Source organism: Pectobacterium betavasculorum (assembly GCF_000749845.1).
Taxonomy (GTDB): domain Bacteria; phylum Pseudomonadota; class Gammaproteobacteria; order Enterobacterales; family Enterobacteriaceae; genus Pectobacterium; species Pectobacterium betavasculorum.
The window spans coordinates 99,123-124,011 of sequence record NZ_JQHM01000002.1; the positions used below are offsets into that span (position 1 = coordinate 99,123).

At 52.1% G+C, this 24,889-nt stretch carries 19 protein-coding genes; 6 read left to right on the plus strand and 13 right to left on the minus strand.

What is annotated here, in order from left to right; translation table 11 throughout:
* Positions 1-117: 117 nt before the first annotated feature.
* The 8 genes from recD to KP22_RS08140 all read right to left on the minus strand — a co-directional run bounded on the left by recD (position 118) and on the right by KP22_RS08140 (position 14,057).
* Positions 118-1,980, minus strand: a complete 1,863-nt coding sequence (gene recD, locus KP22_RS08105) for an exodeoxyribonuclease V subunit alpha (protein WP_039323634.1) — start codon at positions 1,978-1,980, stop codon at positions 118-120.
* Positions 1,977-5,588 (minus strand): exodeoxyribonuclease V subunit beta, encoded by a 3,612-nt coding sequence (gene recB, locus KP22_RS08110; protein WP_039323636.1) that lies wholly within the window; start codon positions 5,586-5,588, stop codon positions 1,977-1,979. The genes recD and recB overlap by 4 nt, the downstream gene beginning before the upstream one ends.
* Entirely contained in the window at positions 5,585-8,533 is a 2,949-nt protein-coding gene (gene ptrA, locus KP22_RS08115) for a pitrilysin (RefSeq protein ID WP_039301273.1), read from the minus strand. The genes recB and ptrA overlap by 4 nt, the downstream gene beginning before the upstream one ends.
* A 96-nt stretch (positions 8,534-8,629) precedes the next feature.
* Positions 8,630-12,028, minus strand: coding sequence for an exodeoxyribonuclease V subunit gamma (gene recC, locus KP22_RS08120; protein WP_039323639.1), 3,399 nt, complete (start codon positions 12,026-12,028; stop codon positions 8,630-8,632).
* Between the two features lie 59 nt (positions 12,029-12,087).
* On the minus strand, positions 12,088-12,480 hold the full coding sequence (locus KP22_RS08125) for a prepilin-type N-terminal cleavage/methylation domain-containing protein (protein ID WP_039301267.1): 393 nt from the start codon (positions 12,478-12,480) through the stop codon (positions 12,088-12,090).
* Positions 12,467-12,922, minus strand: coding sequence for a YgdB family protein (locus KP22_RS08130; protein ID WP_244880018.1), 456 nt, complete (start codon positions 12,920-12,922; stop codon positions 12,467-12,469). Before KP22_RS08130 ends, KP22_RS08125 begins: the two co-directional genes overlap by 14 nt.
* The gene (locus KP22_RS08135; RefSeq protein ID WP_052012510.1) at positions 12,919-13,530 is read right to left on the minus strand and encodes a prepilin peptidase-dependent protein; all 612 of its coding nucleotides are present in this window, start codon (positions 13,528-13,530) and stop codon (positions 12,919-12,921) included. The genes KP22_RS08130 and KP22_RS08135 overlap by 4 nt, the downstream gene beginning before the upstream one ends.
* 23 nt (positions 13,531-13,553) lie before the next feature.
* Entirely contained in the window at positions 13,554-14,057 is a 504-nt protein-coding gene (locus tag KP22_RS08140; protein ID WP_039323641.1) for a prepilin peptidase-dependent protein, read from the minus strand.
* 223 nt (positions 14,058-14,280) lie between these two features.
* Between KP22_RS08140 and KP22_RS08145 the strand changes: the two genes are divergently transcribed.
* Together KP22_RS08145 and KP22_RS08150 are read left to right on the plus strand one after the other, a co-directional pair.
* Entirely contained in the window at positions 14,281-14,832 is a 552-nt protein-coding gene (locus tag KP22_RS08145) for a hypothetical protein (RefSeq protein ID WP_039323643.1), read from the plus strand.
* A gap of 66 nt (positions 14,833-14,898) precedes the next feature.
* The gene (locus KP22_RS08150) at positions 14,899-15,090 is read left to right on the plus strand and encodes a hypothetical protein (protein ID WP_244880019.1); all 192 of its coding nucleotides are present in this window, start codon (positions 14,899-14,901) and stop codon (positions 15,088-15,090) included.
* 44 nt (positions 15,091-15,134) lie between these two features.
* Here KP22_RS08150 and thyA read toward each other — a convergent pair whose 3' ends face one another.
* The 4 genes from thyA to rppH form a co-directional block, all read right to left on the minus strand.
* Positions 15,135-15,929 (minus strand): thymidylate synthase, encoded by a 795-nt coding sequence (thyA, locus tag KP22_RS08155; RefSeq protein ID WP_039323647.1) that lies wholly within the window; start codon positions 15,927-15,929, stop codon positions 15,135-15,137.
* A 36-nt stretch (positions 15,930-15,965) separates the two neighbouring features.
* Entirely contained in the window at positions 15,966-16,832 is an 867-nt protein-coding gene (lgt, locus tag KP22_RS08160) for a prolipoprotein diacylglyceryl transferase (protein WP_039302799.1), read from the minus strand.
* A 202-nt stretch (positions 16,833-17,034) separates the two neighbouring features.
* On the minus strand, positions 17,035-19,281 hold the full coding sequence (ptsP, locus tag KP22_RS08165; RefSeq protein WP_039323649.1) for a phosphoenolpyruvate--protein phosphotransferase: 2,247 nt from the start codon (positions 19,279-19,281) through the stop codon (positions 17,035-17,037).
* A 12-nt stretch (positions 19,282-19,293) separates the two neighbouring features.
* Complete coding sequence (gene rppH / locus KP22_RS08170) at positions 19,294-19,827, minus strand: RNA pyrophosphohydrolase (RefSeq protein ID WP_039301252.1); 534 nt, start codon at positions 19,825-19,827, stop codon at positions 19,294-19,296.
* 696 nt (positions 19,828-20,523) lie between these two features.
* Between rppH and mutH the strand changes: the two genes are divergently transcribed.
* The 4 genes from mutH to KP22_RS08190 all read left to right on the plus strand — a co-directional run bounded on the left by mutH (position 20,524) and on the right by KP22_RS08190 (position 23,885).
* On the plus strand, positions 20,524-21,219 hold the full coding sequence (gene mutH, locus KP22_RS08175) for a DNA mismatch repair endonuclease MutH (protein ID WP_039302796.1): 696 nt from the start codon (positions 20,524-20,526) through the stop codon (positions 21,217-21,219).
* 286 nt (positions 21,220-21,505) lie between these two features.
* Entirely contained in the window at positions 21,506-22,222 is a 717-nt protein-coding gene (locus KP22_RS08180) for a TerC family protein (protein ID WP_039301249.1), read from the plus strand.
* A gap of 173 nt (positions 22,223-22,395) precedes the next feature.
* Entirely contained in the window at positions 22,396-22,614 is a 219-nt protein-coding gene (locus KP22_RS08185; protein WP_039301245.1) for a YgdI/YgdR family lipoprotein, read from the plus strand.
* Between the two features lie 209 nt (positions 22,615-22,823).
* Positions 22,824-23,885, plus strand: coding sequence for an NADP(H)-dependent aldo-keto reductase (locus tag KP22_RS08190; protein ID WP_039301243.1), 1,062 nt, complete (start codon positions 22,824-22,826; stop codon positions 23,883-23,885).
* A gap of 259 nt (positions 23,886-24,144) precedes the next feature.
* On the opposite strand, the gene KP22_RS08195 is transcribed toward KP22_RS08190, so the two are convergent.
* Complete coding sequence (locus KP22_RS08195) at positions 24,145-24,858, minus strand: YggN family protein (RefSeq protein WP_039323651.1); 714 nt, start codon at positions 24,856-24,858, stop codon at positions 24,145-24,147.
* Positions 24,859-24,889 lie beyond the last annotated feature (31 nt).

Genomic DNA, 24,889 nt, shown 5'->3' on the forward strand with positions numbered 1-24,889 from the left:
TCTACTCGATACCCCCCTGTGTGGCCGATTTTACCGTTGGCCACACATCCTTCCTCAGCTTATGGCCGTTTGCCAAACGCACCGCCCTGGCAGCTCGTTCAAAAGCGAGTTAAACCACTAAAATGCTCCTTTAATGAACGCGCTAATTCTCTCTTCCAAACCGCTATAGCGCTGCGTTGGCGTTTTCACCGCCCGACAGAGAATTCGGATATCGGTATAGAGTGACAGGCGCTGGCGCGCACGCGTGATAGCGGTGTATACCAACTCCCGCGTCAGCACGGGTAAATAGTGATTTGGCAGCACCAACGCAGTATGATCGAACTCCGATCCCTGCGATTTATGCACCGTCATCGCATAAGCCGTTTCATGCGGCGGCAGACGGCTTGGCGTAACATCTTTGGTTTCGCCATTCGGCAAAGGGAAAAATACGCGCAGCTCTCCACCTTCTCCCGTCATAGCGATACCGATATCGCCATTGAACAGACCCAATGCGGCATCATTACGTCCAATCATCACCGGTCGGCCGGGATACCAGCGGTTAAGCGGATTTCGACTGCGCTGAATCAGCCCAGACTGATGCAAAGCCTGCTCGATGCGCTGATTAAGTCCTGCAACGCCAAATGGCCCTTCACGCAACGCACACAGTTGGCGATAACGCTGGAAGGCATGAAGCACGGCATCCGGTGTCGCCCCCATTGCGATAAGCTCTAGATAATCACGATACCCTTCGACGCACTGTGCCAGCATCGCCAGATACTCTTCAGCTTCAGCTAACGGGCTACAGGTGATGTCTGCAAACTCACCGTTCAGCACCGCCCGCACGCGAGCATCATCGCCGCCGTTCACCGCCAGCGCCAGTTGCCCAATACCAGAATGCAGATCGAAGCGGTAGCTCCGGCGTAACAGACAAATACTGTCACTGACCGTCGCCTGCCCTGCGGGGCCGCTTTCATCCAGTGTGCAGCCCGTCAAGCGTTGCAGTTGCTGCGCCCGCGCACGGCTATAACCCGCCTCGGCAAAACGACAGATGTCACCCAACACCGCCCCCGCTTCGACGGATGCCAGCTGATCGCGATCGCCCAGAAAAATAATTCTGGCCTGTGCAGGAAGCGCGGCGATCACATTCGCCATCATCGGCAAATCGACCATCGACGCCTCATCCACAATCAGCACATCCAGATGCAGCGGGTTTCCCTGATGGTGACGCAGGCGCTGGCTATCCGTTACCGCGCCTAAAAGGCGATGCAGCGTTGTCGCTTCCTTCGGAAACGCGTCTCTCTGCTGTTGATCCACCGCCAGACGGTGCAATGCCATCCCCAGCGACTCCGTTAGCCGCGCGGCCGCCTTTCCGGTAGGCGCGGCTAATTGAATACGTAATGCCTCCCCGCTATTCAGCTCAATCAGCGCCGCCAGCAGCTTAGCAACCGTCGTCGTTTTCCCCGTCCCTGGACCGCCGGAAATAACCGCAATACGGCGCGTCAACGCAACAGCGGCGGCCACTTTCTGCCAGTCAATCTCTTCGCCGGTATCAGGGAACAGCCGATCCAGCACCGCCCGAATCGCAGGTTCATCGACCGACACCGTATCACGCTCGCTAGCGATAAACTGCGCTACGCGCCCTTCACTTTGCCAGCTACGCTGTAAATAAAGTTTGTCTCCTTGCAGCACCAGCGGCGTCGGCTTGCTACCGTCGCTAACGGCATCGGAAGCCAGTAACTGCTGCTGCCACGCGGCAACCGTGTTGATTCCAGATTCGGCGATCATCTGTTGAGCCAGTTCAGGATCGCGACCGTCAAATAGCGTCTGCGCCTGCACGTTGTCCAACGGTAGACACACATGCCCCGCGCCCGAATGTGCACTCAGGCAGGCGGCAGCCAGCAACAGTTCAGGCTGCGTGTCATCTGCCAACATTCTGGCAAACTGGATATCCAACGGGCGCAGCAACCGCCGCGCCTGCGCTATTTCAAGCAAGGCAATCATGACGAGACTCCTGTGCCAGTATCATCAGGTGCCTTTCCCTTAAACACATTACCGTTGAAAGAATCGCCGTCGAACAACGCATCAAGCCCGAAAACAAATTCAGCGGGAGGGCGAAAAGCAAAGATGCCATTACCGGGGTCAGAATCCTCAACACCGCGTAAAAACAGATAAAACACCCCGCCAAAATGGTGCTCATAGTCATAATCCGCAATGCGATGACGCAGATAGCGATGCAGAGCCAGCGTGTAAAGTTGGTATTGCAAGTCATAGCGGTGCTCGGCCATCGACTGCGCCATGGCAGTCTGGGTGTAGGCACTGGCATCAGGACCAAGCCAATTGGATTTGTAGTCCAGCAGGTAGTAACGTCCTTCCCAGCGAAAGACCAGATCGATAAACCCTTTCAGCATACCTTTAACCTGCTGAAAAGAGAGCGGCGGACACTGTGTGGAGAGCGGGTCGTAGTGCTTTGCCAATCGATCGAGCTGCGCCGCCTGTATCGGTGCCTTAATCGGTATATAGAACTGTAGTTCAGCCTGCTTATCCGTATTATCCAGCAACGATAGCGTAATCCCTTGCTCGTTAAGCGGCGTATTCAAAAGCGTATCCATCCACGCCTTCAACACCGGATGCCAGTGCGCTTCAAATCCCTGAAGCTGCAACTGTTCAGCCAGCCAGTCATCATCAACGGGTTGGGTAAAATCCAGCGTTTCAAACAGGCTATGCAAAAACGTCCCCGGACTCGCACCGCGCGGGAACGTATGCGGCGTCAATTGGGTTTCCCCCACGTCCTGACGTTCACCTATCGCTTCAATATCCAAACGCGGTACCAGATCCTGCGCGTTTGCGGAACCATGTTGCTGAAGCCCCGAATAGCTGGTCACTCGCCAGCCGTCACGCAGTTGGCGCTCAATATGGCGAGCATGCAACGCGGCCAATTCTGGTCTATCCGGTTGCCAGCGTTCCACTTCCGTGGTCTGTAGCGGTGTCAATGCAACACCGTCGCCCACCATTCCCTTAAGCTCGCTGACTAAGGTGACAACATCCGCCTCTTGACCCCGCTGGAGCAAATAGCCCAGCGCACTGTGGTGCATATCACTGCTGCCATCTTTCTTACGTGACCGCTGAACAGGCGCGACGCCAACGCTACAGTGGTAGATAGAACGAGTTAGCGCGACATACAGCAAACGTAAATCTTCCGCTAACCGCTCTTCTTCAGCCAGCGCCTGGCTTTCTTCGTTATTTTGCAGATCCAACACGGCCTGATAGCTCTCGCGATCGTGATAAATCCCCTGATCCTGCACGCGGAAATTGCTGATGAAAGGCAGCCATACCAGAGGATACTCCAGCCCTTTCGATTTATGGATCGTCACGATCTGTACCAGATGGCGGTCGCTTTCCAGACGCAGTTGTTGGTTCTCTGCCTGCGGATTAGGCTGGACAATCTGTTGCGATAGCCAGCGCACCAGCGCATGTTCGCTGTCGAGCGTTGCCGAAGCATCCTGCAACAATTCACCGATATGCAGAATATCGGTAATACGCCGTTCCCCCTCTGCACTCGCCAGCAGGTTCTCCGCCAGTTGATGATGGCTCATCAACGCACGCAGCATTGGCAATACACCTCGTTGACGCCACAGCGCACGGTAGCCAGCAAACTCGTCCACCAGCGCATCCCACGCGGTTTCGCTTTGCCCTAATGCATCAACCTGTTCGGCATCCAGCCCCATTAAAGCCGTCGCCATGGCGCTACGTAACGTGCGTTCCTGCTCAGGTGCCAGCACCGCCTGCAATAGCCACAACATATCGCTGGCTTCCGGCGTCGTGAACACGCTATCGCGATTGGACAGGTACACCGAGGGAATGGACAAACGGCTCAGCGCATCACGAATCAGCGAGGCTTCACGTCGGCTACGCACCAGTACGCTCATGTCAGAGGCTTTGACCAAACGACGGGAATCATCGGTCACCAACCAGGCCTCATTACGCTGGCTAGCCGCCAGCCAGTCACGAATCTGTGCCGCACACTGGCGTGCCATCTGCTGCTGATAATCCCCGACGCCAATCGGTTCTTCACCCGTTAGCCAGAATTGCAGCGCGGGCTGAGGCTGTCCGGCGATGTCAAACACCAAATCGCGCTTAGATTCAGCGGGCCTGACCGGCAAAAAAGGGATATTGTGAAAAATAAAAGGGTGTTCAATACGTTCAAAAAGACGATTAACGCCACGTACCATCTGGTGCGACGAACGCCAATTCGTACCCAGCGTATAATGTGCGGTCACTTCGCCACGCGCGTGCATGTAGGTAAAAATATCCGCACCGCGAAACGCATAAATAGCTTGCTTAGGGTCACCTATCAGCAATAGCCCACACTGCGGTTGCCCGACATAAAGCGTGCGAAAAATACGATATTGTTGGGGATCGGTATCCTGAAACTCATCGATCATCGCCACCGGATAACGTTCACGAATGGCGCTGGCAAGTTGCTCCCCATTCGGCTGTTGCAATGCGTCATCCAAACGGCTCAGCAGATCGTCAAATCCCAGTTCCGCGCGCTGCCGTTTTTCTTCACGCACAGAATCGCGGATTGCCGACAGTGCACGTACAATAACCAAATCACGCAGCGATAGCGGCGCTTCCAACAGCCGCTCTGTTGCCTCAAAGATGGCATGAACGGGCGGTTCGCCTTTCTTCGTCTTCTCGATTAACGTTTGCTGGGCAAACCTCACCAGATCTTTCGGCAGTTGGTAATCCAACGTCGGCTGCTCGGCCCACAACGTGACTTTCTGTAGCCAGTTGGGAAGGTGCTTGCTGCTATAGCTGCGTTTATCAACGCCAGAAGCACTAATCAGCGCTTCCAAATCCGATGCTGACGCCAGCCAGCGTTGTTTATAAGCGTCGATGGTCGCCACGATTTTCTCATGTCGACTCAGCAACGTTTCGTCCTCTTCTGGCGGCAAGCGAAACTCAGGAGCCTCTCCGTGTAGATAAGGCGCCAGATCGGCCAGCAAATTCTCCGGCCCTTTCCACTCCAGACCGACAATACGCGCAACGTCTACCGGCAGCGGATAACAATAGCGACGCCAGAAATCGGCGCAGGCCTGACGGCGTAATGGCTGTTCATCTTCTATCAGCACCTGTTCAAAAAGCACGCCGGATTCAAACGCATTGGTACTGAGCATACGTTGACAGAAACCGTGGATTGTGTAGATCGCCGCTTCGTCCATTTGCCGTTCGGCTGCCAACAATACATCGGCGGCCTCGCGATGATCCGCAATCTCCGCCAGCAGCTGTGCTAGCGAAGCATCCTTAGGTTCCTGCGCCGCGTCACCCTGTGCGCTTTTACGCAGGCAGGTGATGCGCAACGCGTGGATTCTGGCACGAATGCGCTCACGTAGCTCTTCGGTCGCAGCCTCTGTAAAGGTCACAACCAGAATTTCTTCGACCAGTAACGGGCGTGGATACGCGGCTTGCTTACCCAGCCCCAACAGCAGACGTAGGTAGAGCGCAGCCAGCGTATAGGTTTTCCCTGTTCCAGCCGACGCCTCAATCAGCCTCTCTCCTAAGAGCGGCAACGTCATGACGTCTAATGATTGTGGCGCGGCATTTTTCATTGTGCTGAAACCTTACCGACAGCTTCCGATGCCGCTGGCTGTGCTGCTGGAGCTGGGATCATAGTAGGTGCTTTCTCACGCGGTAGCGTTTTCTGTAATGAAGATGCATCCGCGTAGGTATGCCACCCTTTCGGTGCAGCATAGTCAGCTTTACCATGATGGCTGCCGGAAACCTGCGACAGCACAGCCAGACCTTCTGGCTTCAGCGCCTGCTGGAAGAAATCTGCCAGTTGCTTCACGGTTAGCGGTTTGATTTGTTCGAGCAATTTCTCACGCGAATCAAAAGCAAAATTTTCTCGATCCAAATCGTTGCGCAGTCGGCTGGCCTCTTCGCCCAATGTTTGCGGGCGCTGGCTCAGTTCATTCATCACGCCTTGCTTATACTGCGCAAACTCTTCTTCACTCATTTCACGCAGCCGCTTTTGCGCTTTCAGGAAAAAGTCTTCATAGCGCTGATACAAATAAGCGGGTTGTTTACTATTGCTTTGCAGCAGGAAGCCGATGCCCATCTGTCGGCCAACGGTCGTCGGGAAGGCAAACACCGCATAGCCCAACTGCTCTTCCGTTCTCAGTTGGCTATAGAACCAAGGTTGAACGATCTGCCCCAGCACCGAGCCATAGGCCATGCTTTGCGTTTCCGAGTAGCCAGTCGGTACATACACCGCCGCTAACGCAGAATCCGTGCTGCTGCCTGGGCGCTGTAGGTTAGCAAGCTGCGGCTTACTGACTTTAACATCATCACTGCGCGACAGATTTTCGCCGTTAGCCTTTAGATGCGATTTCAGCGTGTTCGCTAGTTCGGTTACCCGCTCTGGTGCCAGATTGCCGACGACCAGCATTTCCGGCGTGGCTTTTTGCAGCAGATCGTTGCGGTAGTTAACTACATCCTGTAAACGGATATCCTTCAACAACTTACGGCGTTCGCCACGTTCGAAGTAAGGCAGTTGCGACACCGCCTGAATCGGCTGTAGCGCCTGTTCAAAGGCTTTTGATTTCTCAACTGCATCCAACTGCTGCAAGTACCAGGATTTAGCCTGCTCCAACTGCGCTTCCGTCGAAGTAAAGGAGGCATAGCCATCCGCCAACGTCAGTAGCAACCGTGGCAAATGTTGGGTATAGCCATCGGCACTAATCACCAGGCCATCATTGCTGCGGGTGGAGAAACTGATGCCACCAATCGATGCCTGATAACTTAGTTCATCCAACGCCAGACCGGCCAGATAATCGTTTAACGCAAACAGCACCTGATTACGGGCGGTACTGCGCGCTTCCTGATTACGGAGAAACAGCGTGATCTCGGCTTTCGGCTCATCGGCGAAATAGTGGCTTGGCATGTACAGCACGCGCAACCCCGGCTGATTCAGCAGGAGCGTCGGTTTAGTCATCGCCTTATCCGCCTTGATCAGAGAGAAATCATCTGGGATGTAAGGGTTGATCGTCGGCAACGACAGAGACATTTTCTGACCCAGCGTTTTCCATTTTGCAAAGGTCGCAGACGGGATTTTATCCATCTCGTACGGCGCATCGACAAAATAGGCGACCTTATTATGCGGCTCATTCGGGCTGATGACCCAAACACGCGCATTCTGCGGCGTCATCTCATCCAGTCGGGCAGCGATAGCCTTCGGATCGTAGCGATCCGCCACATACTGTGCATCCAGCGTATGCTCGACCGGTACGCGCAACATGGTATCAACCAGCCATTCAATGTAATCCATATCCCGGCTGATGGACGGATAGCGGAAATCCAGATCCAGAACATGCGCGATCTCATCAAAATAACGCTGTTGAATCCCTTCGGTACGGATTTGTTGCAGGTAACGGAATATGGCTGCAATCACTTCGTCGCGTTGCGCCAGGCCTTTGTCGGTCAGTGAGGCTGAAATAGCAAACATGCCGCCGTTGCGATCGATTATCGGTGAAGAACCTGCACCAATAGACTCAACCAACCCTTCCTTTTGCAGCCAGTCGGAGAGCGTATTCTGGCTGCGATTGCCGAGCAGATAGCTGATATAGGTATCCGTCTTGCTACGGAATTCCTGGCTAATATCGCTGACGCGAAACTCAATACGCAGCTGTTTTCTCGGCTGGGCAGGAACATAGTGAATCATTACGCCGCGCTGCTTCTCCGTTGTTACGGGAACTGTAACCGTAGGGATGCTAGCGTTGTGATTGGCAATACGCCCGAATGTGTCGACCGCCAGTTTCGCCAGTTCAGGCAGAGGTTGATTGCTATAAATCACCCCTTTCATCAGGTTGGCTGAGTAGTATTGCTGGTAGAATTTCACCAGCTCATCATGCAGTTTGCTGCCGGGTTTATCACTCAGGGTTTCAAGATTCCCCCCTGAAAAACGCGCGCTTGGGTGCGCCGGATTCAACGTTTCCGCTCCTACCTGTGCCATGCGGTGACCGTCACGCGAACGCGCCATCGTCAATTCCGCATTGACCGCATTACGCTCACGATCGGCGTTTACCGGATCGAGCAGCGGCTCCGCGATAGCATCGGCCATCCGATCCACGGCAGGCCGCAGCGCATCGTTTTCCACTTCCAGATAAAATGCCGTGCGGTAAGACGCCGTACTGGCATTGTGGCTACCGCCATGCTTTTTCAAAAATTCGGATAACGCCTCCGGCTCTGGGTAACGTTTCGAGCCCATCAGCACCATGTGTTCGAGGTAGTGCGCTAAACCCAACTGGTTATTGGGATCGTCCAGCGAGCCAATAGGCAACGCCAGTGATGCCAAAGATTTGGGTGCCTGCGGATCGGAGACCAGCAGAACGGTCATGCCGTTATCCAGTTTGATCGCCTGATATTGCCGCGGATCTTTTTCGCTTTTTCGAATCGTCTGAGCCAGCGGTTGCCAACCCGTTTCAGCCCAACTCGCCGGAAGCCAGAATGTGAATAAAAGAAACCACCCGGTAATCCAGACCCACTGTTTACGCATGCAATTCTCCAACCTCATATCCATCACTTTTCACGTTGCAGTGCGTTATCTTTTCGCACCTCGAAATCGATACAGACATCATTCAAAACACACTCATCAGGCCAGATTAGAGCGGAACGGCGGCAGTAGCCAGATTTGCGCCGCTTCAATCACCTCATTCATTCGCTTTTCATCCAACTCACGAATAATGCGTTGCAGGTAATAATCCTCACCTTCACCCCGCATTCCCATGTTGCCTTGCCAGGCTTGTAGCAAGCGGGCACGCGCTTTATTCTGCGTCTCGTCATCTGACCGCAAGCTATCACTTTCACGATCATAACATTCAGCCAGCCACGCACTCCCTGCTTTATTAAGCAGTAACAGCGGCTTGCTCATTCCCCGACGATATCCCTCCAGCATAACGCTCAGATGTTCTCTGGCCTGCGCTTCCGAGAACGTCGCAAAGCGCCATGCAGTGTCTTCCCGCCCATACAGCCGACTTTCTCCCTGTCCACCCGTTGCACAGTAGGCCAGATGCTCCAACCACAGCGTAATGCCATCCTTCATGGAAAGCGTACCGGGACGCCAGCGCAGCAAACCATCCGGCTGAACCTGATTCAGCCAACCGCTGACACGCACGCCATCAAGGAGAATATCCACTTCCTGGCTCACCGACAGCGACGGCGTTAATTCATCACGTACACGCGCGGCGAGCTGCGCCATATCCTGCTGCTGTTCCTGCCAGTAAATTTCGCCAAACGCGCCATAGGGCAATTCGCCCGCGGCTCTGGCACGGCGGTACAGTTTTTCCGTGTCGCCTTCATTAATCAAGGTATTAAGCAGCTCGTTATTCAATTGATAGCGGTTCAGGCTATCAACCACAAAGGGCTCTTCATCCAATAGTTCGTCACTGTGCAGCATAAAACTCACGCCAAGCCGCAGTTGAAAAAAGGCTCGCACAGGGTGACGATAAAAACGCTTCAGATCGTCCAGACTGACATCGCTATCACTTGATCTGTCGGACAGTGCTCCACGATCGAAATCAGGCTGGGCCTCCCCTTTTCGATTCGCCGCCGCCAGCCACTCTGCCGCAAAACTTAACGGCTGAGGTGTAGGCAAGAAGTTATGCGCATCAAAAGGCATACGGCTATGCTCACGGCAAAGGTGCTTCACCACGCGCTCGGCGCTGCTATCGATATCCAGCGCGTCATCGCCCGGCAGGACATAGCTCTGCGCGATATATTCCGTCAGTTCGCTGACCAATACGGAAGGATAGCGGCGTGTATTATCCTGGATCGAGCGCCCTATATAGCTGATGTAGAGTTTGTGCTGTGCTGACAGGAGCGCTTCAAGAAACAGATAACGGTCATCGTCACGTCGGCTACGGTCGCCGCGTTTGATTTTCCGCCCCATCAGATCGAACCCAAGCGGCGGCAGCGTCCGAGGGTAAACGCCATCGTTCATACCCAGTAAACACACGACTTTGAAGGGGATGGAACGCATAGGCATCAAGGTACAAAAATTGATAGCACCGGCTAGAAAACGCTGGCTAAGTCGTTCCTGATCGAGACGCCGTGACAGTTCATCACGTAACCGAGAGATCGGCACCTGTTGCGGATAATGCGCCATCGTGCCCATGCCAATCACGTGCTGCCACTGTTTTTCAACTAGCGCCAGCGCCGCTTCAGTCTCGCTATCCGCATCAAAGAAGGTTTCGATCAGCTCTCGACATAGCGGTAACCAATCGACAAGCAAACGTGGCTGGGACAGGCGCTCACGCCATTGATGAATCTGCATCAGCAGCTCGGCCAGTTGACCAGCCAGTTCCGCAATCAGCCCGCTGGATTCATCATAAGGCAGCACGCCCTGCCAGTCGCCAACCTGGCTATCCATCGCATAGCCCAGCAGCATCCTCGTCAGGCCGAAGCGCCACGTATGCTGCCCCGTTGGCGGTAGCATCAGATCGCGCACGTTGTCATCATCCAATCCCCAGCGCACGCCCGATTCCACCACCCACAGGCGCAGACGCCGTAGCCCTTCTTCCTGAATACCGAAACGGGCAGCCAGTGCAGGCACTTCAAGCAGCGCCAAAACCTGCTCCGCCGTAAAACGGCTCGTGGGCAGATCTAACAGACTGATCACCGCCTGCAACGCAGGATGCGCATGTCGCGCACGCTGATCGGAAATAGCAAAAGGCAGGTAGCGGTTGTCTGGCGCGTTGCCAAACACGGCTTGAATAAACGGGGTATAGCTGTCGATGTCCGCCATCATCACGATCACATCGCGCGGCATCAGCTCAGGATCGTCTGCCATCATCGCCAACAGCCGATCGTGAAGCACTTCAACTTCACGCTGCGGACTATGGCAGGCATGGAAATCAATCGAGCGGTCGTCGGGTGCCAGCAAACGCTTTTGCGTGCTGGTATTTTGTGTCTCATGGCTTACCGCTACTATCGCATGATCTTCCAATTCAAGGATATCGCGCTGCAAAGTTTGCAATAAGTTTTCGCCATCCGACTCAACAAAGGCATCGATTTCCTGCACGTTATCTAATTCGGCCAACAGATACAGGTTATCGCGCCCCAGCTTGCCCCACGATGCAAGCAGCGGGTTATTAATAGACTGTTTACCGTCGTCATTGAATAGCGTTTCTGCTTGCGAAGGATCGCGAAATAGCGGGCGAGTTTCATCAGTCTGTTCGCTGTCAAAGCGATGTAAGCGCCGATGGCGGGCTTTTAGCTTCGCCAGAAATTTATAGTCCTGAATGTCACTCCAGTAATGGCGGCAGGGGTTGGTAAATAGCAGATGCACATCAATGTGTTGTGCCAGTGCATTCAACGCCTGTAAATAGATGGGAGGTAACGCGGAGATACCGCAGATAAAAACGCGTGGCGGCAGGCCGTTGGGACATGTTTTTGCCTGTTCTAACGCCTTAATAAAACGTTGGTACAGAATCGCATGGTGCCACTCGGGCTGTGCCAGTTCACGCGTGTAATCCACCAGCGCACGCCACAGTGCCGACTGCCACAGTTGGTTACCACCGAGATCGTCAACCTGTTTTCCCTCTTGCCACGCTTTAATCCAATCAGGGCGATAAATCAGATATTGATCGAAAAGATCTGCCACGCGTCCAGCAAGTTGATGCAGCTTGCGTTGGTTATCATCATCCTGCAAATAGTGATTAAGCGCAGAAAAATCAGGCTGTTCCAACAAATCAGGCAGCAAATGCATGAGCTTCCACGTCATTGCATCCTTGCTGAAAGCGCTTTCTTTTGGAATATCCGGCAGCACATGGCGACACATATTCCACAAAAAAACGCCGGGCAAGGGGAATTGAATATTGGCAGCAATACCAAAGTCCGCAGCCAGTTCAATTTGTAACCATTGCGCCATCCCCGGGCTTTGCACCAGAATCACTTCCTGCTGGAAAGGATCCACAAGCGGCTGACGTTTTATCAGTTCAACCATCAGTTCTTTCAAGATATCCAACTGATTGGAGTGATAGATTCTAAACATTCTGGCTCCTGCTACCGCTGCTTACGATTGATTATTCATCGTTTACCCAAGCACGCCGACTACACTGGCGATGACCGGCAAAACCAACGGTTCAGTGTAGCCTGATAGCGACGTGGCGTCATGACTCTTGCCGTTACCTGACGGCATTCTCCGCTCTGTTGCTGTTCTAACAGGCTAAACTGCCAGTTTTTACCCGAAGAAGACGTTGCATCATTAAGATTGAACGGATGATACGGCACACCCGCTTCATAGGCCTCAAGCTGTTGGATAGCAAACCGCCAGGCTTGACGCTGCTGCCACTGGTGCTGAAAGGATTGTTGTAAGATTTGGTGATATTGCAGTAGCCCCATCAGCGATACGGCAAACAGCAACGCCGCCACCAGCGTCTCCGGCAGGCTGAAACCCGATTGACGACTTACGGATCTGTTGTTCACTGCGCTACTCCGTTGCATCACAGCGTGCGACATCTTTATCTGGGCAAAAGTCTAGCCAGCCATTACCTAATGGTTGAATAGCAATCTGACCCGATGACAGTGCCGAAAATGACACACGCTGGTACAGCCTCAATGGTTGTGCCGAAACAGGGAGCCCCCCTTCACCGCGCAGTATTCCTTGCACGCCATCCGAGGCCGCACGCAGACATACCGCGAGCTGTTCTGCCGACATCTGCTGACACTGCCAGTTTTCCGTTAGCGCACCCCAGCGCTGCCCCCTTCCCCAGTTTAGCGAGGACAACGCCTGATTGAAGGCTCGCAGATAGTGCCGTTCATCGTTTCCCATCTGAATAGCGGCATCAAGCTGGCGTTGCAAACCAGACATTAACAACAGGCCGATAATAGCGATAAGCAGCACCATACCCAGCGTTCCACTCCCTTCTTGCTTTCCTGCGCTCATTGATTACGACCAAGAATAATGCGAGTAATATGCTGCCGGACGGCAGGACGTTTGGCCCAATAACCAGCCAGTTGCAGTTCATACAACGCCACCTCATTTTGCGCAGACAGACGCTGTAACCGGAACACCGTGAGCACCACCTCCTGCGGATCAAACAATTTTTCCCATCTGTCACCCTGACAGTTATGCGCCCCACTCTGAATTTCTAACGACCGCGCACGCAGACGATAACCAAAAGACTCGGCATCCTGCTGTTCTCCACCATCCCACACGCCATTCCGGTTCAGATCGTAAGAGACATTCAGACAGCTGTTTTCCGCTTCTCCCGGATACTTCCCCATGCTGATCGCCTTTCCCTGACACGTTCCCACACAAAACCCCGCCCGACGGATATCTTTTTCAATCCCCATCGCTACCTGACTGAATAGCTGTTCCAGTCGGAAAAGCTGTGCGCTGTCCTGGCTTTGGCTGCGTAACAGAGGGTACAACTGCGCTGCCGACAGCATAATCAGGCTACCTAAACTCAGCGCCAACAGGATTTCCGGCAGTGTGAAACCGCGTTGTTCACCCCCTAACCCTGCTTGTCTCAACACGTTCTGTCTCAACACTCTCTGTTTCAACACTCTCTGTTTCAACATAATGGAATCGCCAAGACAGCTTGCGACTCGCTGCATAGACGGATACGTCCCCTTACCGAGATAACCAGACGCAACTGCCCCGCAGAGTTCGACAACGAGATGTGCCCAGCCTGTGCAGCGTTACGCAAGCCAAAGAACGTGAAAATATTGCTGGTGAACTTTGCCAGCACGACATCCTGTGTGCGGCGAACGAATTGTCCTGGGTGGTTCTCACTACATGCTTCCTCTGCCTGCTTTTCATTCTGCCCTGCCACCATGCACCACAGCGCCCCCTGTGGTATCAGCTTCGCGGTGCGGGTTTCATTATGCCAATAGGCATTCGCCTGAACTCGACTCAAAAAGTCGAGCAGTTGCTGCGCGCTCTGCTCCAGACGGATAGCTTTCTGATACTGAATCCAGCCATGCAGGCCGCCGCCCGCCATCAGCGCCACAATCGTCAGCACCACCAATAATTCAAGCAAGGTAAACCCCCGCGGTTGTCGATTACCTGTTTTCATGGCGTCAGGATAGAGAGCCTTATCCGTAAAAACAGCGTGTTAACAACGCTATACGCGGCGGCTCGCAATGTTTTACTGCAACAATGTAACAACAGGGAAAATATGCGAAGCAGTGGGGAAAACGAGGGAATAACAGGGGAAACCACGCAGTCAAGAAGGTAATGTCACACCCCGAGTAAGTAGGTGGACAAGGAGGAATCGAACTCAGGATAAGGATATCGAAATGAAGTCAGCAGTGAGAGAAAATGGAGCCTCGGCACTGGAAATGGCAAATCGCTACTTTAGTACAGTCAACCTTGGTGTGTCAGTTTCCCCAATGAACCAGGATGATGTTGATTGGTGCATCGCTCTTGCCAGAGAAAGCAATTTCGATATTGACTGGCGTTTGGCAAAAATGAGCCTTTACGCTGATAGTGAATTCGGGTTTATCTTTAAGATCGATGCTGACATACCAACAACCAAACCCGACGGGGCTTGTTTTTGTTCATTCAACGCAATAAATCATATATTAAGCATTGAGTTACTACAAAATTTCTCAAAAAAAGGTTCTATTCTGGATGGGAAAATGCTGGCCTATTGCTTAATCATCATCCTATTTTTTCTTATCAAACTTGAAGGTGAAGGCGTTTATATTCAAAGCCCAATCAATGAAAAAGTTGCTGATTATTATATCAAAAATTATCAATTTTTAGATGTAAGCGGAAATAAATCCATTCTCTTTCGCTCGGCAGATGACTTGCTCAACTGGTTCATATCGTATTCAAATCGGGGATAACACATTGAGAAAGAGTAAATAATGCGCGACAATACGGCTAATAAATCGTCACTTTGCGAGGTAGTTATGAATAAAGAGCTGACAAATTACCGTGCAACTGCGTTATCTCGACAGATGAAACCTCATGCTGGCCGCAAAATGCAAATTACCAATGAGGAAGAACTATTTGCTCTCATGTTTATCGCGGCAGATGGGATTAAAAATTCTCCAACACCATCGATTCAGGAAGCGGTAGGCCCGTCGCAAGAAGAGAAATAACAAAAAAGGCCGCATTACGCGGCCCTGAGAAACAGTGAAAGGCTTTAGATTGCCACTGGCGCTTTGATGGCGGGATGCGGATCGTATCCCTCGATTTCAAAATCGTCGAAGCGATAGTCGAATAGCGTATCCGGGCGGCGCTTAATCACCAATTTAGGCAGCGCACGCGGTTCACGACTCAGTTGTAAATGCGTCTGTTCCATATGGTTGTTGTACAGATGCGTGTCACCACCGGTCCAGACGAAATCACCGACGTCCAGATCGCACTGCTGCGCCACCATATGCACCAAAAGCGCATAGCTGGCGATGTTGAACGGCAGGCCGAGGAAGATATCGCACGAGCGCTGATAAAGCTGGCAAGAGAGTTTGCCATCCGCCACGTAGAACTGGAAAAACGCGTGGCACGGTGCCAACGCCATTTTGTCCAGCTCGCCCACGTTCCAGGCAGACACGATAATACGGCGAGAATCTGGATCCTGCCTCAGCTGAGTCAGAACATTCTTCAACTGGTCGATCTGACGACCATCTGCCGCTCCCCATGAACGCCACTGTTTACCGTAAACCGGCCCCAAATCGCCGTTCTCATCTGCCCATTCATCCCAAATACTGACTTTGTTTTCATGCAGATAAGCAATATTGGTATCGCCGTTCAGGAACCAGAGCAGTTCATGAATAATTGAACGCAGGTGGCATTTTTTGGTGGTAACCAGAGGAAAACCGTCCTGCAAGTTGAAACGCATCTGATGGCCGAAAATGGAACGCGTGCCTGTACCGGTACGGTCGGCCTTCGGCGTGCCCTCTTCAAGCACTTTTTTCATCAGATCCAGATACTGTTTCATACTACCTCACCACAAATATTAAAGAAGGACAGCGGATTATTGCTGTGCAGGCTGACGGCGATACGCCCAAACCATCATCAGAATACCGGCGATCACCATTGGCAACGACAGGATTTGTCCCATGCTGAAAAGGTCGCCGAATAAACCCAGTTGCGCATCAGGCTGGCGGAAGAATTCGGTAATAATCCTGAACAGACCGTAGCAGATAAGGAAAAGCCCAGACACACTGCCCATCGGCCGAGATTTACGAATAAAGAGATTCAGGATGATAAACAGAGCCACACCTTCCAGCATCATTTGATACAGTTGGGAAGGATGACGCGGCAGCATACCGTACTGATTGAAAATCGTCTGCCATTGCGGGTTGCTGACAGCCAACATCATATCTTCGCTACGCGAGCCAGGAAACAGCATAGCCCACGGGGTATCTGTCGTGACACGCCCCCACAACTCGCCGTTGATAAAGTTGCCCAAGCGGCCGGCACCGAGCCCGAAAGGAATCAAAGGTGCAATAAAATCAGCAACCTGGAAGAAATGACGTTTGGTTCGATGAGCAAACCACAGCATGACGCAGATAACGCCCATTAAGCCGCCGTGGAACGACATACCGCCATCCCAGACTTTGAAAAGATAGAGCGGATTTTCAAGAAATGACGGGAAGGCATAAAACAGGACATAGCCCAGACGCCCACCGACGAACACCCCAAGGAACCCCATATACAGCAGATTTTCGACTTCGTCCTTGGTCCAACCGCTACCCGGTTTATTGGCCCGACGCACCGCCAACCACATGGCAAATACAAAACCCACCAGATACATCAGCCCATACCAGTGCAGCGCTAGCGGGCCGATTGAAAAAATCACGGGATCAAACTGAGGAAACGCCAGATAGCTTGTCGTCATCATTCACCACATATTTTATTGTGTTATCCCTGCTTTCGGGATCGTCATTGATAGGCAAAAGGCAGGAGAATGAATCCGTTCCTGCGAACCGCGGTGGCGAATGATAGCATACGCTCCCGCGCTCGTTGCTCGTGAACGGGAAAAGTTCTGTAAAACATTAATACTCGTAATGAGGGATCACTTCGCCGCAGAACACTACGCATTAGCGCCCACCGCGAATCAAACCGCCCAGCCCGCGCTCTTCCATGAAGATTGCCGCCCACTGTCGGACTTCCGTCGCACTTTGTGCATTCAGCAATTGCTTCACTAGTGCCTGCGACTCGGTCAGCGTAATTTGGCGTAGCAAATATTTAATTCGCGCAACGCTGCGCCCGTTCATGCTGAGAGAACGATAACCCAGCCCGGTCAATAGCAGTGCGCCAAGTGCTTCGCCTGCAATTTCACCGCACACAGAAAGCGGAATGTTATGCCGTTCGCACTCGACTGCAATCATATTCAGCGCTTGTAACATCGAAGGATGAAGGCTGTCATAGAGCGACGCCACATGAGCATTGTTCCGGTCGACGGCAAGCAGATACTGCGTCAGATCGTTGGTGCCGACCGAAACAAAATCGATACGGGAAGCCAGATGAGGGAGCAGAAACAGCATCGATGGCACTTCGATCATGATCCCAATCCGCGGCTTGGGCTGTGGGAAGCCCAGTAATTCCTCAACCTCGCCTGCGGCCTGATCGATCAGGCGACGTGCCTCACTGATTTCATCCAGACTGCTGATCATTGGCAACAGGATATTGAGATTACCGATATGTGCATTCGCACGCAGCATGGCACGTACCTGAATCAGAAAGATTTCAGGCTGATCGAGCGTAATACGAATACCCCGCCAGCCGAGACATGGATTCTCCTCGCTGATAGGCAGATAGGGCAGCGGCTTGTCCGCGCCAATATCCAGCGTACGCAGCATCACGGGGCGTGTAGGATAAAGATCCAACATACTTTGGTATTGCGCCATCTGCTCATCTTCGGACGGAAACCCACTTTGCAGCATAAACGGGATTTCCGTACGGTATAACCCAACGCCATCAACCTGATTAATATAACGTTTTTCATGATCGGCGCTTAATCCGGCATTCAGCATAACCTGAATGCGCTCACCGCTTTTCAGCACGGCGGGCTGATCCATCTCGCCTTCGGCCAGACGAGTCAGCTCGTTTTCTTCCGTCAGCAGACGCTGGTATTCCTGCACCAGTACTGGTTCAGGATCCACCAACAGCTCACCGCGATAGCCGTCAATAATCAACTGCCGCTGATGCAGTAATTCTGGCTGAATATCCGCACCAACCAGCGTAGGAATGCCCATGGCCCGCACCAAAATCGCCGCATGCGAATTGGCAGCGCCGTCATAAACAACGACGCCCGCCAGCCGCTCCGGCGGCAATTCCGCTAGCAGCGTGGCCGTTAATTCATCCGCAACAAGGATAAAGCGCTCAGGCCATTGCCCCATGATTTGCGCGTTATCGTCGAGATGAAACAGCAGTCGTTGCCCTAACGCACGCAGATCGCCAGCGCGCTCGCGTAAGTAGGTGTCCTGCAAATTGGTGAACTGCGCCGCAAAACGTTCGATCACCAGTTTCACTGCCCACTCGGCGGCGTTACCGGCGTCCACCTCTTGAAATAGTTCACGTTTGAGGCGCGCATCATTCAGCAAGTGCGAATATAAATCGAAAATCGCCGCACTCTCTTTCTGCGCGCTGGTGCTAAACCGTTTGCTGAAACGGCGAAATTCTGTTGTCGCCTCTTCTAACGCCTGCGTTAAACGGGAACGTTCACGCTCGCTATCCAAACTGGATGCGGGGAAAACCTGTTCCAGAGAAGGTTGGGTACAATCCTGCCAGCCGGGGGCAATCGCCACACCGGGTGCAGCGACCAACGCCTTAACGCGCGTCTGACGGTATTGACCAAAAAGTGTTTTTATTTGCGAAAGGGAAAGAATAGCGGCCATCTGCGTGGCCAGCGTCACCATGAACGATTCTTCGTTTTTATCAAACTGACGATGTTCACGCTGTTGAACCACCAGCACACCCAGCAGGTGGCGACGGTAAATAATGGGAACGCCGAGAAAAGAACGGAAATGTTGCTCTTTTACGGAGGGGATATATTTGAAGCTGGGGTGCGTACGAGCATCGGCCAGATTGATGGGTTCAGCACGTTGCCCGACCAGCCCGACAATGCCTTGCCCAAACGCCAACGTAACCGTGCGGCCACGCGGCTTTTTCAACCCGCGCGTCGCCATCAGGTAATAGCATTGACGATCGTGATCGGCCAGATAAATGGAACAGACTTCCGTGTCCATAGCCTGACAGGTCTCATTGACCAGAATGTCCAGCGCATCACTAAGGCGGGCCGTTGCCGCAACATTTTCGACAATTTCTCGCAAGCGCGTGAGCATAATGTGCCTGAATTACCCTCTTTTTCGCCGGGGACCAGATGGAGTCGCCACCCGAGCCGCAACACTCTCCTGAAGCAGTATCACCGGGCTGATAAATTCCTTCATCACGCGACGATACACATCTCGCTTAAAAGAGACGACCTGACGTACCGGATACCAGTAACTCACCCAGCGCCAACCATCAAATTCCGGCGTGCCGCTGCTCTGCATATTGATATCCGACTCATTACACATCAACTGTAGCAAAAACCATTTCTGCTTTTGGCCGATACAGACCGGTTTTGTATCCCAACGCACCAAACGCTTTGGTAATTTATAGCGTAACCAGTTACGGGTAGATGCCAACACACGCACATCCTTTTTTCTTAACCCGACTTCTTCAAACAGTTCGCGGTACATCGCTTGCTCGGGACTTTCACCGGGGTTAATTCCCCCCTGCGGAAACTGCCATGAGTGCTGACCGTAGCGCCGGGCCCACATCACCTGCCCCTGCCGATTACAAATTACAATACCAACGTTTGGGCGGTAGCCATCATCATCGATCACCGGACTACCTCGATAAACATCAATGCAAAGATGACCTGATTGTTTCACACTCCCGTCAGGCGGTAAACCACTGCTTAGAAAGCATGTGATACGAATAAAAGTAAGATAACCCACAGATAAGATCAAAGTTATAAACATGTGAAGGCCATAATCCGCAGTTTATTCACTTTTTCTGTGGACATCTTTGTGCAGAACCCATGAAGAAGTAAGTAAAACTCATTTCTCATGAAGAAAAAATATTAATGTGAATTAAAAAATAATGCTTTCTATTCATTAAATTACAAACCATCTTACGTGAAACAGCAGACCCTTATTTTTTGTTCAAATGGCATACAACGCAAGATTGGCGAAAGATCGCACTATGCCGATTTTATCCACAGGGAATGCCTCAAACTCAGGCAATAAATAGGCAAAAACAGCAAAAATGCTAGGAGTCAAGGCTGTAAATGGAACCAGTGATTCATGTTTATGTGGGTTATCCAAGAAATCTGTGGATAACCTAGTGTAAGATCCTGTTTATTGTTGGTGGCTACAAGTGCACAGTTTGTAAAACGATATTGAGTGATCGTTATCACACTAAAAAAAAGCGCTATTAATCATGCTATTATTGTTTCTCTCCACAGTCTTGCAGACTGTGCATTGGCATTCTCTATCTGTTGTATTTTTTTTGAGCGGAAAAACATCGAGCTACACGCTATGAATTCACCTACAGTTCACACGACTGCGCCGCGAAATGAGCAAGCTTTGCTGGAGCGTGCTCAATCCCTCGCGGGTTATAATCTTGCGGAATTAGCGGGCATCGCTCGTCTGCCTCTTCCTGCCAACCTGAAACGCGACAAAGGCTGGATTGGCGTCTTGCTGGAGCGCTTTCTGGGCGCGAGTGCAGGCAGCAAACCCGAGCAGGATTTCCCTGAGATTGGCGTTGAGCTAAAAACCATCCCTATTGATGAACAAGGTAAACCGCTTGAAACCACCTTCGTCTGCGTCGCACCGTTAACAGGCAATAGCGGCGTAACGTGGGAAATCAGCCACGTACGACACAAGCTCGCACGGGTACTGTGGATTCCAGTGGAAGGTTCGCGTCACATCCCGCTGGGAGAACGCCGTATTGGCACGCCGCTGATCTGGAGCCCCAATGAAGAAGAAGAGGAACAACTGCGCTGTGACTGGGAAGAGTTGATGGACCTGATTGTGCTTGGCCGGGTAGAAAGCATCACCGCCCGCCATGGTGAAGTACTACAGTTACGCCCCAAAGCGGCAAATAGTCGAGCATTAACAGAGGCCATTGGCGAGTTTGGTCAACCAATTCTGACCTTACCGCGCGGGTTCTACCTGAAAAAAACCTTTACCGCGCCGCTACTGGCCCGCCACTTTATGCAGCTCAGCAACTGAATTTAATTAGCACTATATTCTATTAGCACCCTACTTCATCAGCATGGCGCTTCATCGTACACTAGCCTTATAGACCCCACGATATGCCATATGCCGCATATCATGTGACAAAGGAACACGACTCAGGGAAACGCCTGACGCCGACCCAGAGCAAAAAGGGATGCCAACGCACATGCAACTCGAAGTATGACGAGTATCTTTTCACGACATCACACTTTCACTTGCCTATGCACCGAGCTGGCAGAGTATAATATCGTTTACGTTTCGTTTAAGGTGTATTGATATAATGTTTGATTGGATTGTTGATCCGAACGCATGGTTAGCATTGGGAACGCTAACTATTCTGGAAATCGTTCTTGGGATCGATAACATTATCTTCCTGTCCCTGGTTGTCGCCAAACTGCCTAAAGCCCAGCAAAACAAAGCACGCCGCATCGGTCTGATGGGTGCAATGTTAATGCGTTTGGGGCTGCTCGCGTCCATTGCCTGGGTCATGCGTCTGACCGACCCACTGTTTACCGTAGCAGGCAATGAAATCTCCACACGTGACCTGATCCTGTTCTTCGGAGGACTCTTCCTGATCTGGAAGTCCAGCATGGAAATTCACGAAACTGTCGAAGGCGGTTCAGAAGATCATACTTCCAAGACGTACTCTTTCTTTGGCGCGATCGTGCAGATCATGCTGTTAGATATTATCTTCAGTCTGGATTCGGTTATTACCGCTGTCGGCTTGTCTGACCATCTATTTATTATGATGGCAGCCGTCGTTATCGCCGTTCTCGTGATGATGTTCTCTGCACGTCCTATCGGCGAGTTTGTCGAACGCCATCCGTCCGTCAAAATGCTGGCTTTGTCGTTCCTAATCCTTGTCGGGTTCACTCTGATTTTGGAAAGCTTCGACGTTCACGTACCGAAAGGCTATATCTATTTCGCCATGTTCTTCTCGATGTCCGTCGAGGCACTGAACCTGTTACGCAGTAAGAAAGAGAAAACGGCGCACTAATCGCCGTATAACGCGCTTTCGCGATAAAGATGTCATCATCAGGCGGCACCCCGCCGCCTGATTACACAAAATTAATTCCCTCCAACCGAATTTTTTCCATTATTCCTACGTTATCTCCCACAACCATTTGCTAGACTCACCTTAAGTTTTGGCACTTATTAACGGGTTAATTGATGAAAATTCAGATGAAAATGGCGGTAACACTGGCGTTATTATTCACCCTTGTGGGCTGTTCCAGTAACTACGTAATGGCGACAAAAGAGGGACAAATGCTCCTGACACAGGGGAAACCCGTGTTAGATAAAGATACGGGTTTACTTAGTTATACCGATGAGCAAGGTAACCAGAAACAAATCAACAGTGACCAAGTCTCCCAGATCGTACAGCGCTAAGATCGCAGCCAGCCCGAAACGAGTTTCTCGCATCGGGCAGTCCTATCAAGAATAATCCGAAAGGGATAACAGAAGAAACTTCCCCACTCACCACAGCTTCGTTTATAGTCGAATTCAGGTGTGTCTCCCCAAACTCATTGGAATCGCAGCAAATCATGCGGAAATGACGGGAAATGCGCCTGCTATTTTCAGACATAAGGAAGCTGGCAATGCAATATCACCGTATTCCCCATAGTTCTTTAGAAGTGAGCGTGCTGGGTCTTGGTACGATGACCTTTGGCGAACAGAACAGCGAAGCAGACGCTCATGCCCAGTTAGATCACGCCATTGCCGCAGGTGTTAACCTGATTGACACAGCAGAAATGTACGCCGTTCCTCCTCGCCCAGAGACACAGGGATTAACCGAAAGCTATATCGGCTCCTGGCTGAAATCCCGTGGCGGACGCGAAAAGTTGATTGTGGCGAGCAAAGTCTCCGGCCCTGTGCGCGGAAACGATCATAGCATTCGCCCGCAACAGGCATTAGACAGGAAAAACATCCGCGCAGCGCTGGATGCCAGCCTGCAACGCCTGAACACTGACTATATCGATCTCTACCAGTTGCATTGGCCACAACGCCAGACCAACTGCTTTGGCAAGCTGAACTATCAATATACTGATGATAAACCGCAATATACCGACGACAAGTCGGTAGTGACGCTGCTAGAAACGTTGGAAGCGCTGAGTGAGCAGGTGCGTGCCGGTAAAATTCGCTACATCGGCGTCTCCAACGAAACGCCGTGGGGCGTGATGCGTTATCTGCATCTGGCGGAAAAACACGATCTGCCGCGTATTGTATCGATTCAGAACCCCTACAGCCTGCTGAACCGCAGTTTTGAAGTCGGCTTAGCGGAAATCAGCCAGCATGAAGGGGTGGAACTTCTCGCCTATTCATCATTGGCGTTCGGGACGCTGACCGGTAAATACCTGAATGGCGCGAAACCCGCTGATGCCCGTAACACGTTATTTAGCCGCTTCACCCGCTATACTGGCCCACAGGCTCAGGCAGCGGTTGCCGAGTACGTGGCACTGGCACAAAAGCACGGTCTGAATCCGGCGCAAATGGCATTGGCGTTTGTGCGCCAGCAGCCGTTCGTCGCCAGTACGCTACTGGGCGCAACCACGCTGGAACAGTTACAAATCAACCTCGACAGCCAGAACCTGACGCTGGACGGTGAGATCTTAGATGAGCTGGAAGCTATCCACCGGCGCTTCACGTTTCCTGCACCATAAACGCAAAAAAACCGGGCATCGCCCGGTTGAGGTTATTGACAAAGCCTGAAGAGCGGGGGTAACGGATAGATCGTAAAGACGCTGCAAGTACGTCCCTGTAAGCTCGGATTGCGCCATCCATGGCGCAAACGCTTTACTCTTCTATTCCGTTACTCCCGTTTTCATTCGGCAAATCGGTTTGCCAACGGTCTGAACCGGGCATCGCCCGGTTTTTTTCATGTTTGTAGAAACACTGCAATTACCTAGACCTACTGCGCGCTTACTTCAGCGACTGCAATAGGCTCTTGCGCTGGTTTTCCAATGACGTGACGCGGCCGCATACGTCATTGCCGAAGCGTTGGAACTCCAGCTCCTGATTATTCCACTCGGCCTGAATCGCTTTCTGCAAACCACCGAGGTTGCCCATCATCGCCTGTAGCGGGTTGCCGCCGCTGGACATCTGTTTTACACCCATTTCGTTCAGGCTGTCCTGCAAGACGCCACCCATGCTTTGCTGCACGATCTGCTTGCCATCTTGCTCAACCTGCTTAATCGCCTGATGGTGGAACGTCAGGCCATCGCTGCGGTGTTCGATAATACGGTTCATCTGCTGTTTAAGCTGTTTATCCAGCGTAGTCAGACGATTGCGCACATTGCTGTCGCTGCCAAGCTCCTGCACGATCACTTTATCCAGCGCGACGCGTGCTTTTTCAAGATGCTGCTGCGCCCCCTGGTCGATCCACGGCAGTTGCTGGCGTAAATCTGCCTGATAGGCTTTGGATTTCTGGCGCTGTTCGGCGTTCAGGGTCAACGGCGTACCATTACGCACAATATCGCCCTGCGGAGAAAGCTGTAAATTGCCGCTAGCACCCACGACCTGTACGTGCTGCGGACTGATAATAATGTCGTCCTGCGGATTCACGTTGCACTGGTAAGCCGCCTGCGCTTGCCAGGACAACAACATCAATAAACCCAAGGTCATTTTACGCGACATATTTTCTCCTGAAGAAAACAACGGCAGTGGC

What these genes read in the sequence shown, in the direction of transcription:
- KP22_RS08180 (WP_039301249.1), top strand. Translation starts at nt 21,506, where the DNA reads ATGTTTGATTGGATTGTTGATCCGAACGCATGGTTAGCATTGGGAACG.
- KP22_RS08190 (WP_039301243.1), top strand. Translation starts at nt 22,824, where the DNA reads ATGCAATATCACCGTATTCCCCATAGTTCTTTAGAAGTGAGCGTGCTG.
- ptrA (WP_039301273.1), bottom strand. Translation starts at nt 8,533, where the DNA reads ATGCGTAAACAGTGGGTCTGGATTACCGGGTGGTTTCTTTTATTCACA.
- recC (WP_039323639.1), bottom strand. Translation starts at nt 12,028, where the DNA reads ATGTTTAGAATCTATCACTCCAATCAGTTGGATATCTTGAAAGAACTG.
- thyA (WP_039323647.1), bottom strand. Translation starts at nt 15,929, where the DNA reads ATGAAACAGTATCTGGATCTGATGAAAAAAGTGCTTGAAGAGGGCACG.
- KP22_RS08185 (WP_039301245.1), top strand. Translation starts at nt 22,396, where the DNA reads ATGAAAATTCAGATGAAAATGGCGGTAACACTGGCGTTATTATTCACC.
- KP22_RS08150 (WP_244880019.1), top strand. Translation starts at nt 14,899, where the DNA reads ATGAATAAAGAGCTGACAAATTACCGTGCAACTGCGTTATCTCGACAG.
- KP22_RS08130 (WP_244880018.1), bottom strand. Translation starts at nt 12,922, where the DNA reads ATGAGCGCAGGAAAGCAAGAAGGGAGTGGAACGCTGGGTATGGTGCTG.
- KP22_RS08140 (WP_039323641.1), bottom strand. Translation starts at nt 14,057, where the DNA reads ATGAAAACAGGTAATCGACAACCGCGGGGGTTTACCTTGCTTGAATTA.
- mutH (WP_039302796.1), top strand. Translation starts at nt 20,524, where the DNA reads ATGAATTCACCTACAGTTCACACGACTGCGCCGCGAAATGAGCAAGCT.
- lgt (WP_039302799.1), bottom strand. Translation starts at nt 16,832, where the DNA reads ATGACGACAAGCTATCTGGCGTTTCCTCAGTTTGATCCCGTGATTTTT.
- recB (WP_039323636.1), bottom strand. Translation starts at nt 5,588, where the DNA reads ATGAAAAATGCCGCGCCACAATCATTAGACGTCATGACGTTGCCGCTC.
- KP22_RS08125 (WP_039301267.1), bottom strand. Translation starts at nt 12,480, where the DNA reads ATGCAACGGAGTAGCGCAGTGAACAACAGATCCGTAAGTCGTCAATCG.
- KP22_RS08195 (WP_039323651.1), bottom strand. Translation starts at nt 24,858, where the DNA reads ATGTCGCGTAAAATGACCTTGGGTTTATTGATGTTGTTGTCCTGGCAA.
- ptsP (WP_039323649.1), bottom strand. Translation starts at nt 19,281, where the DNA reads ATGCTCACGCGCTTGCGAGAAATTGTCGAAAATGTTGCGGCAACGGCC.
- recD (WP_039323634.1), bottom strand. Translation starts at nt 1,980, where the DNA reads ATGATTGCCTTGCTTGAAATAGCGCAGGCGCGGCGGTTGCTGCGCCCG.
- KP22_RS08145 (WP_039323643.1), top strand. Translation starts at nt 14,281, where the DNA reads ATGAAGTCAGCAGTGAGAGAAAATGGAGCCTCGGCACTGGAAATGGCA.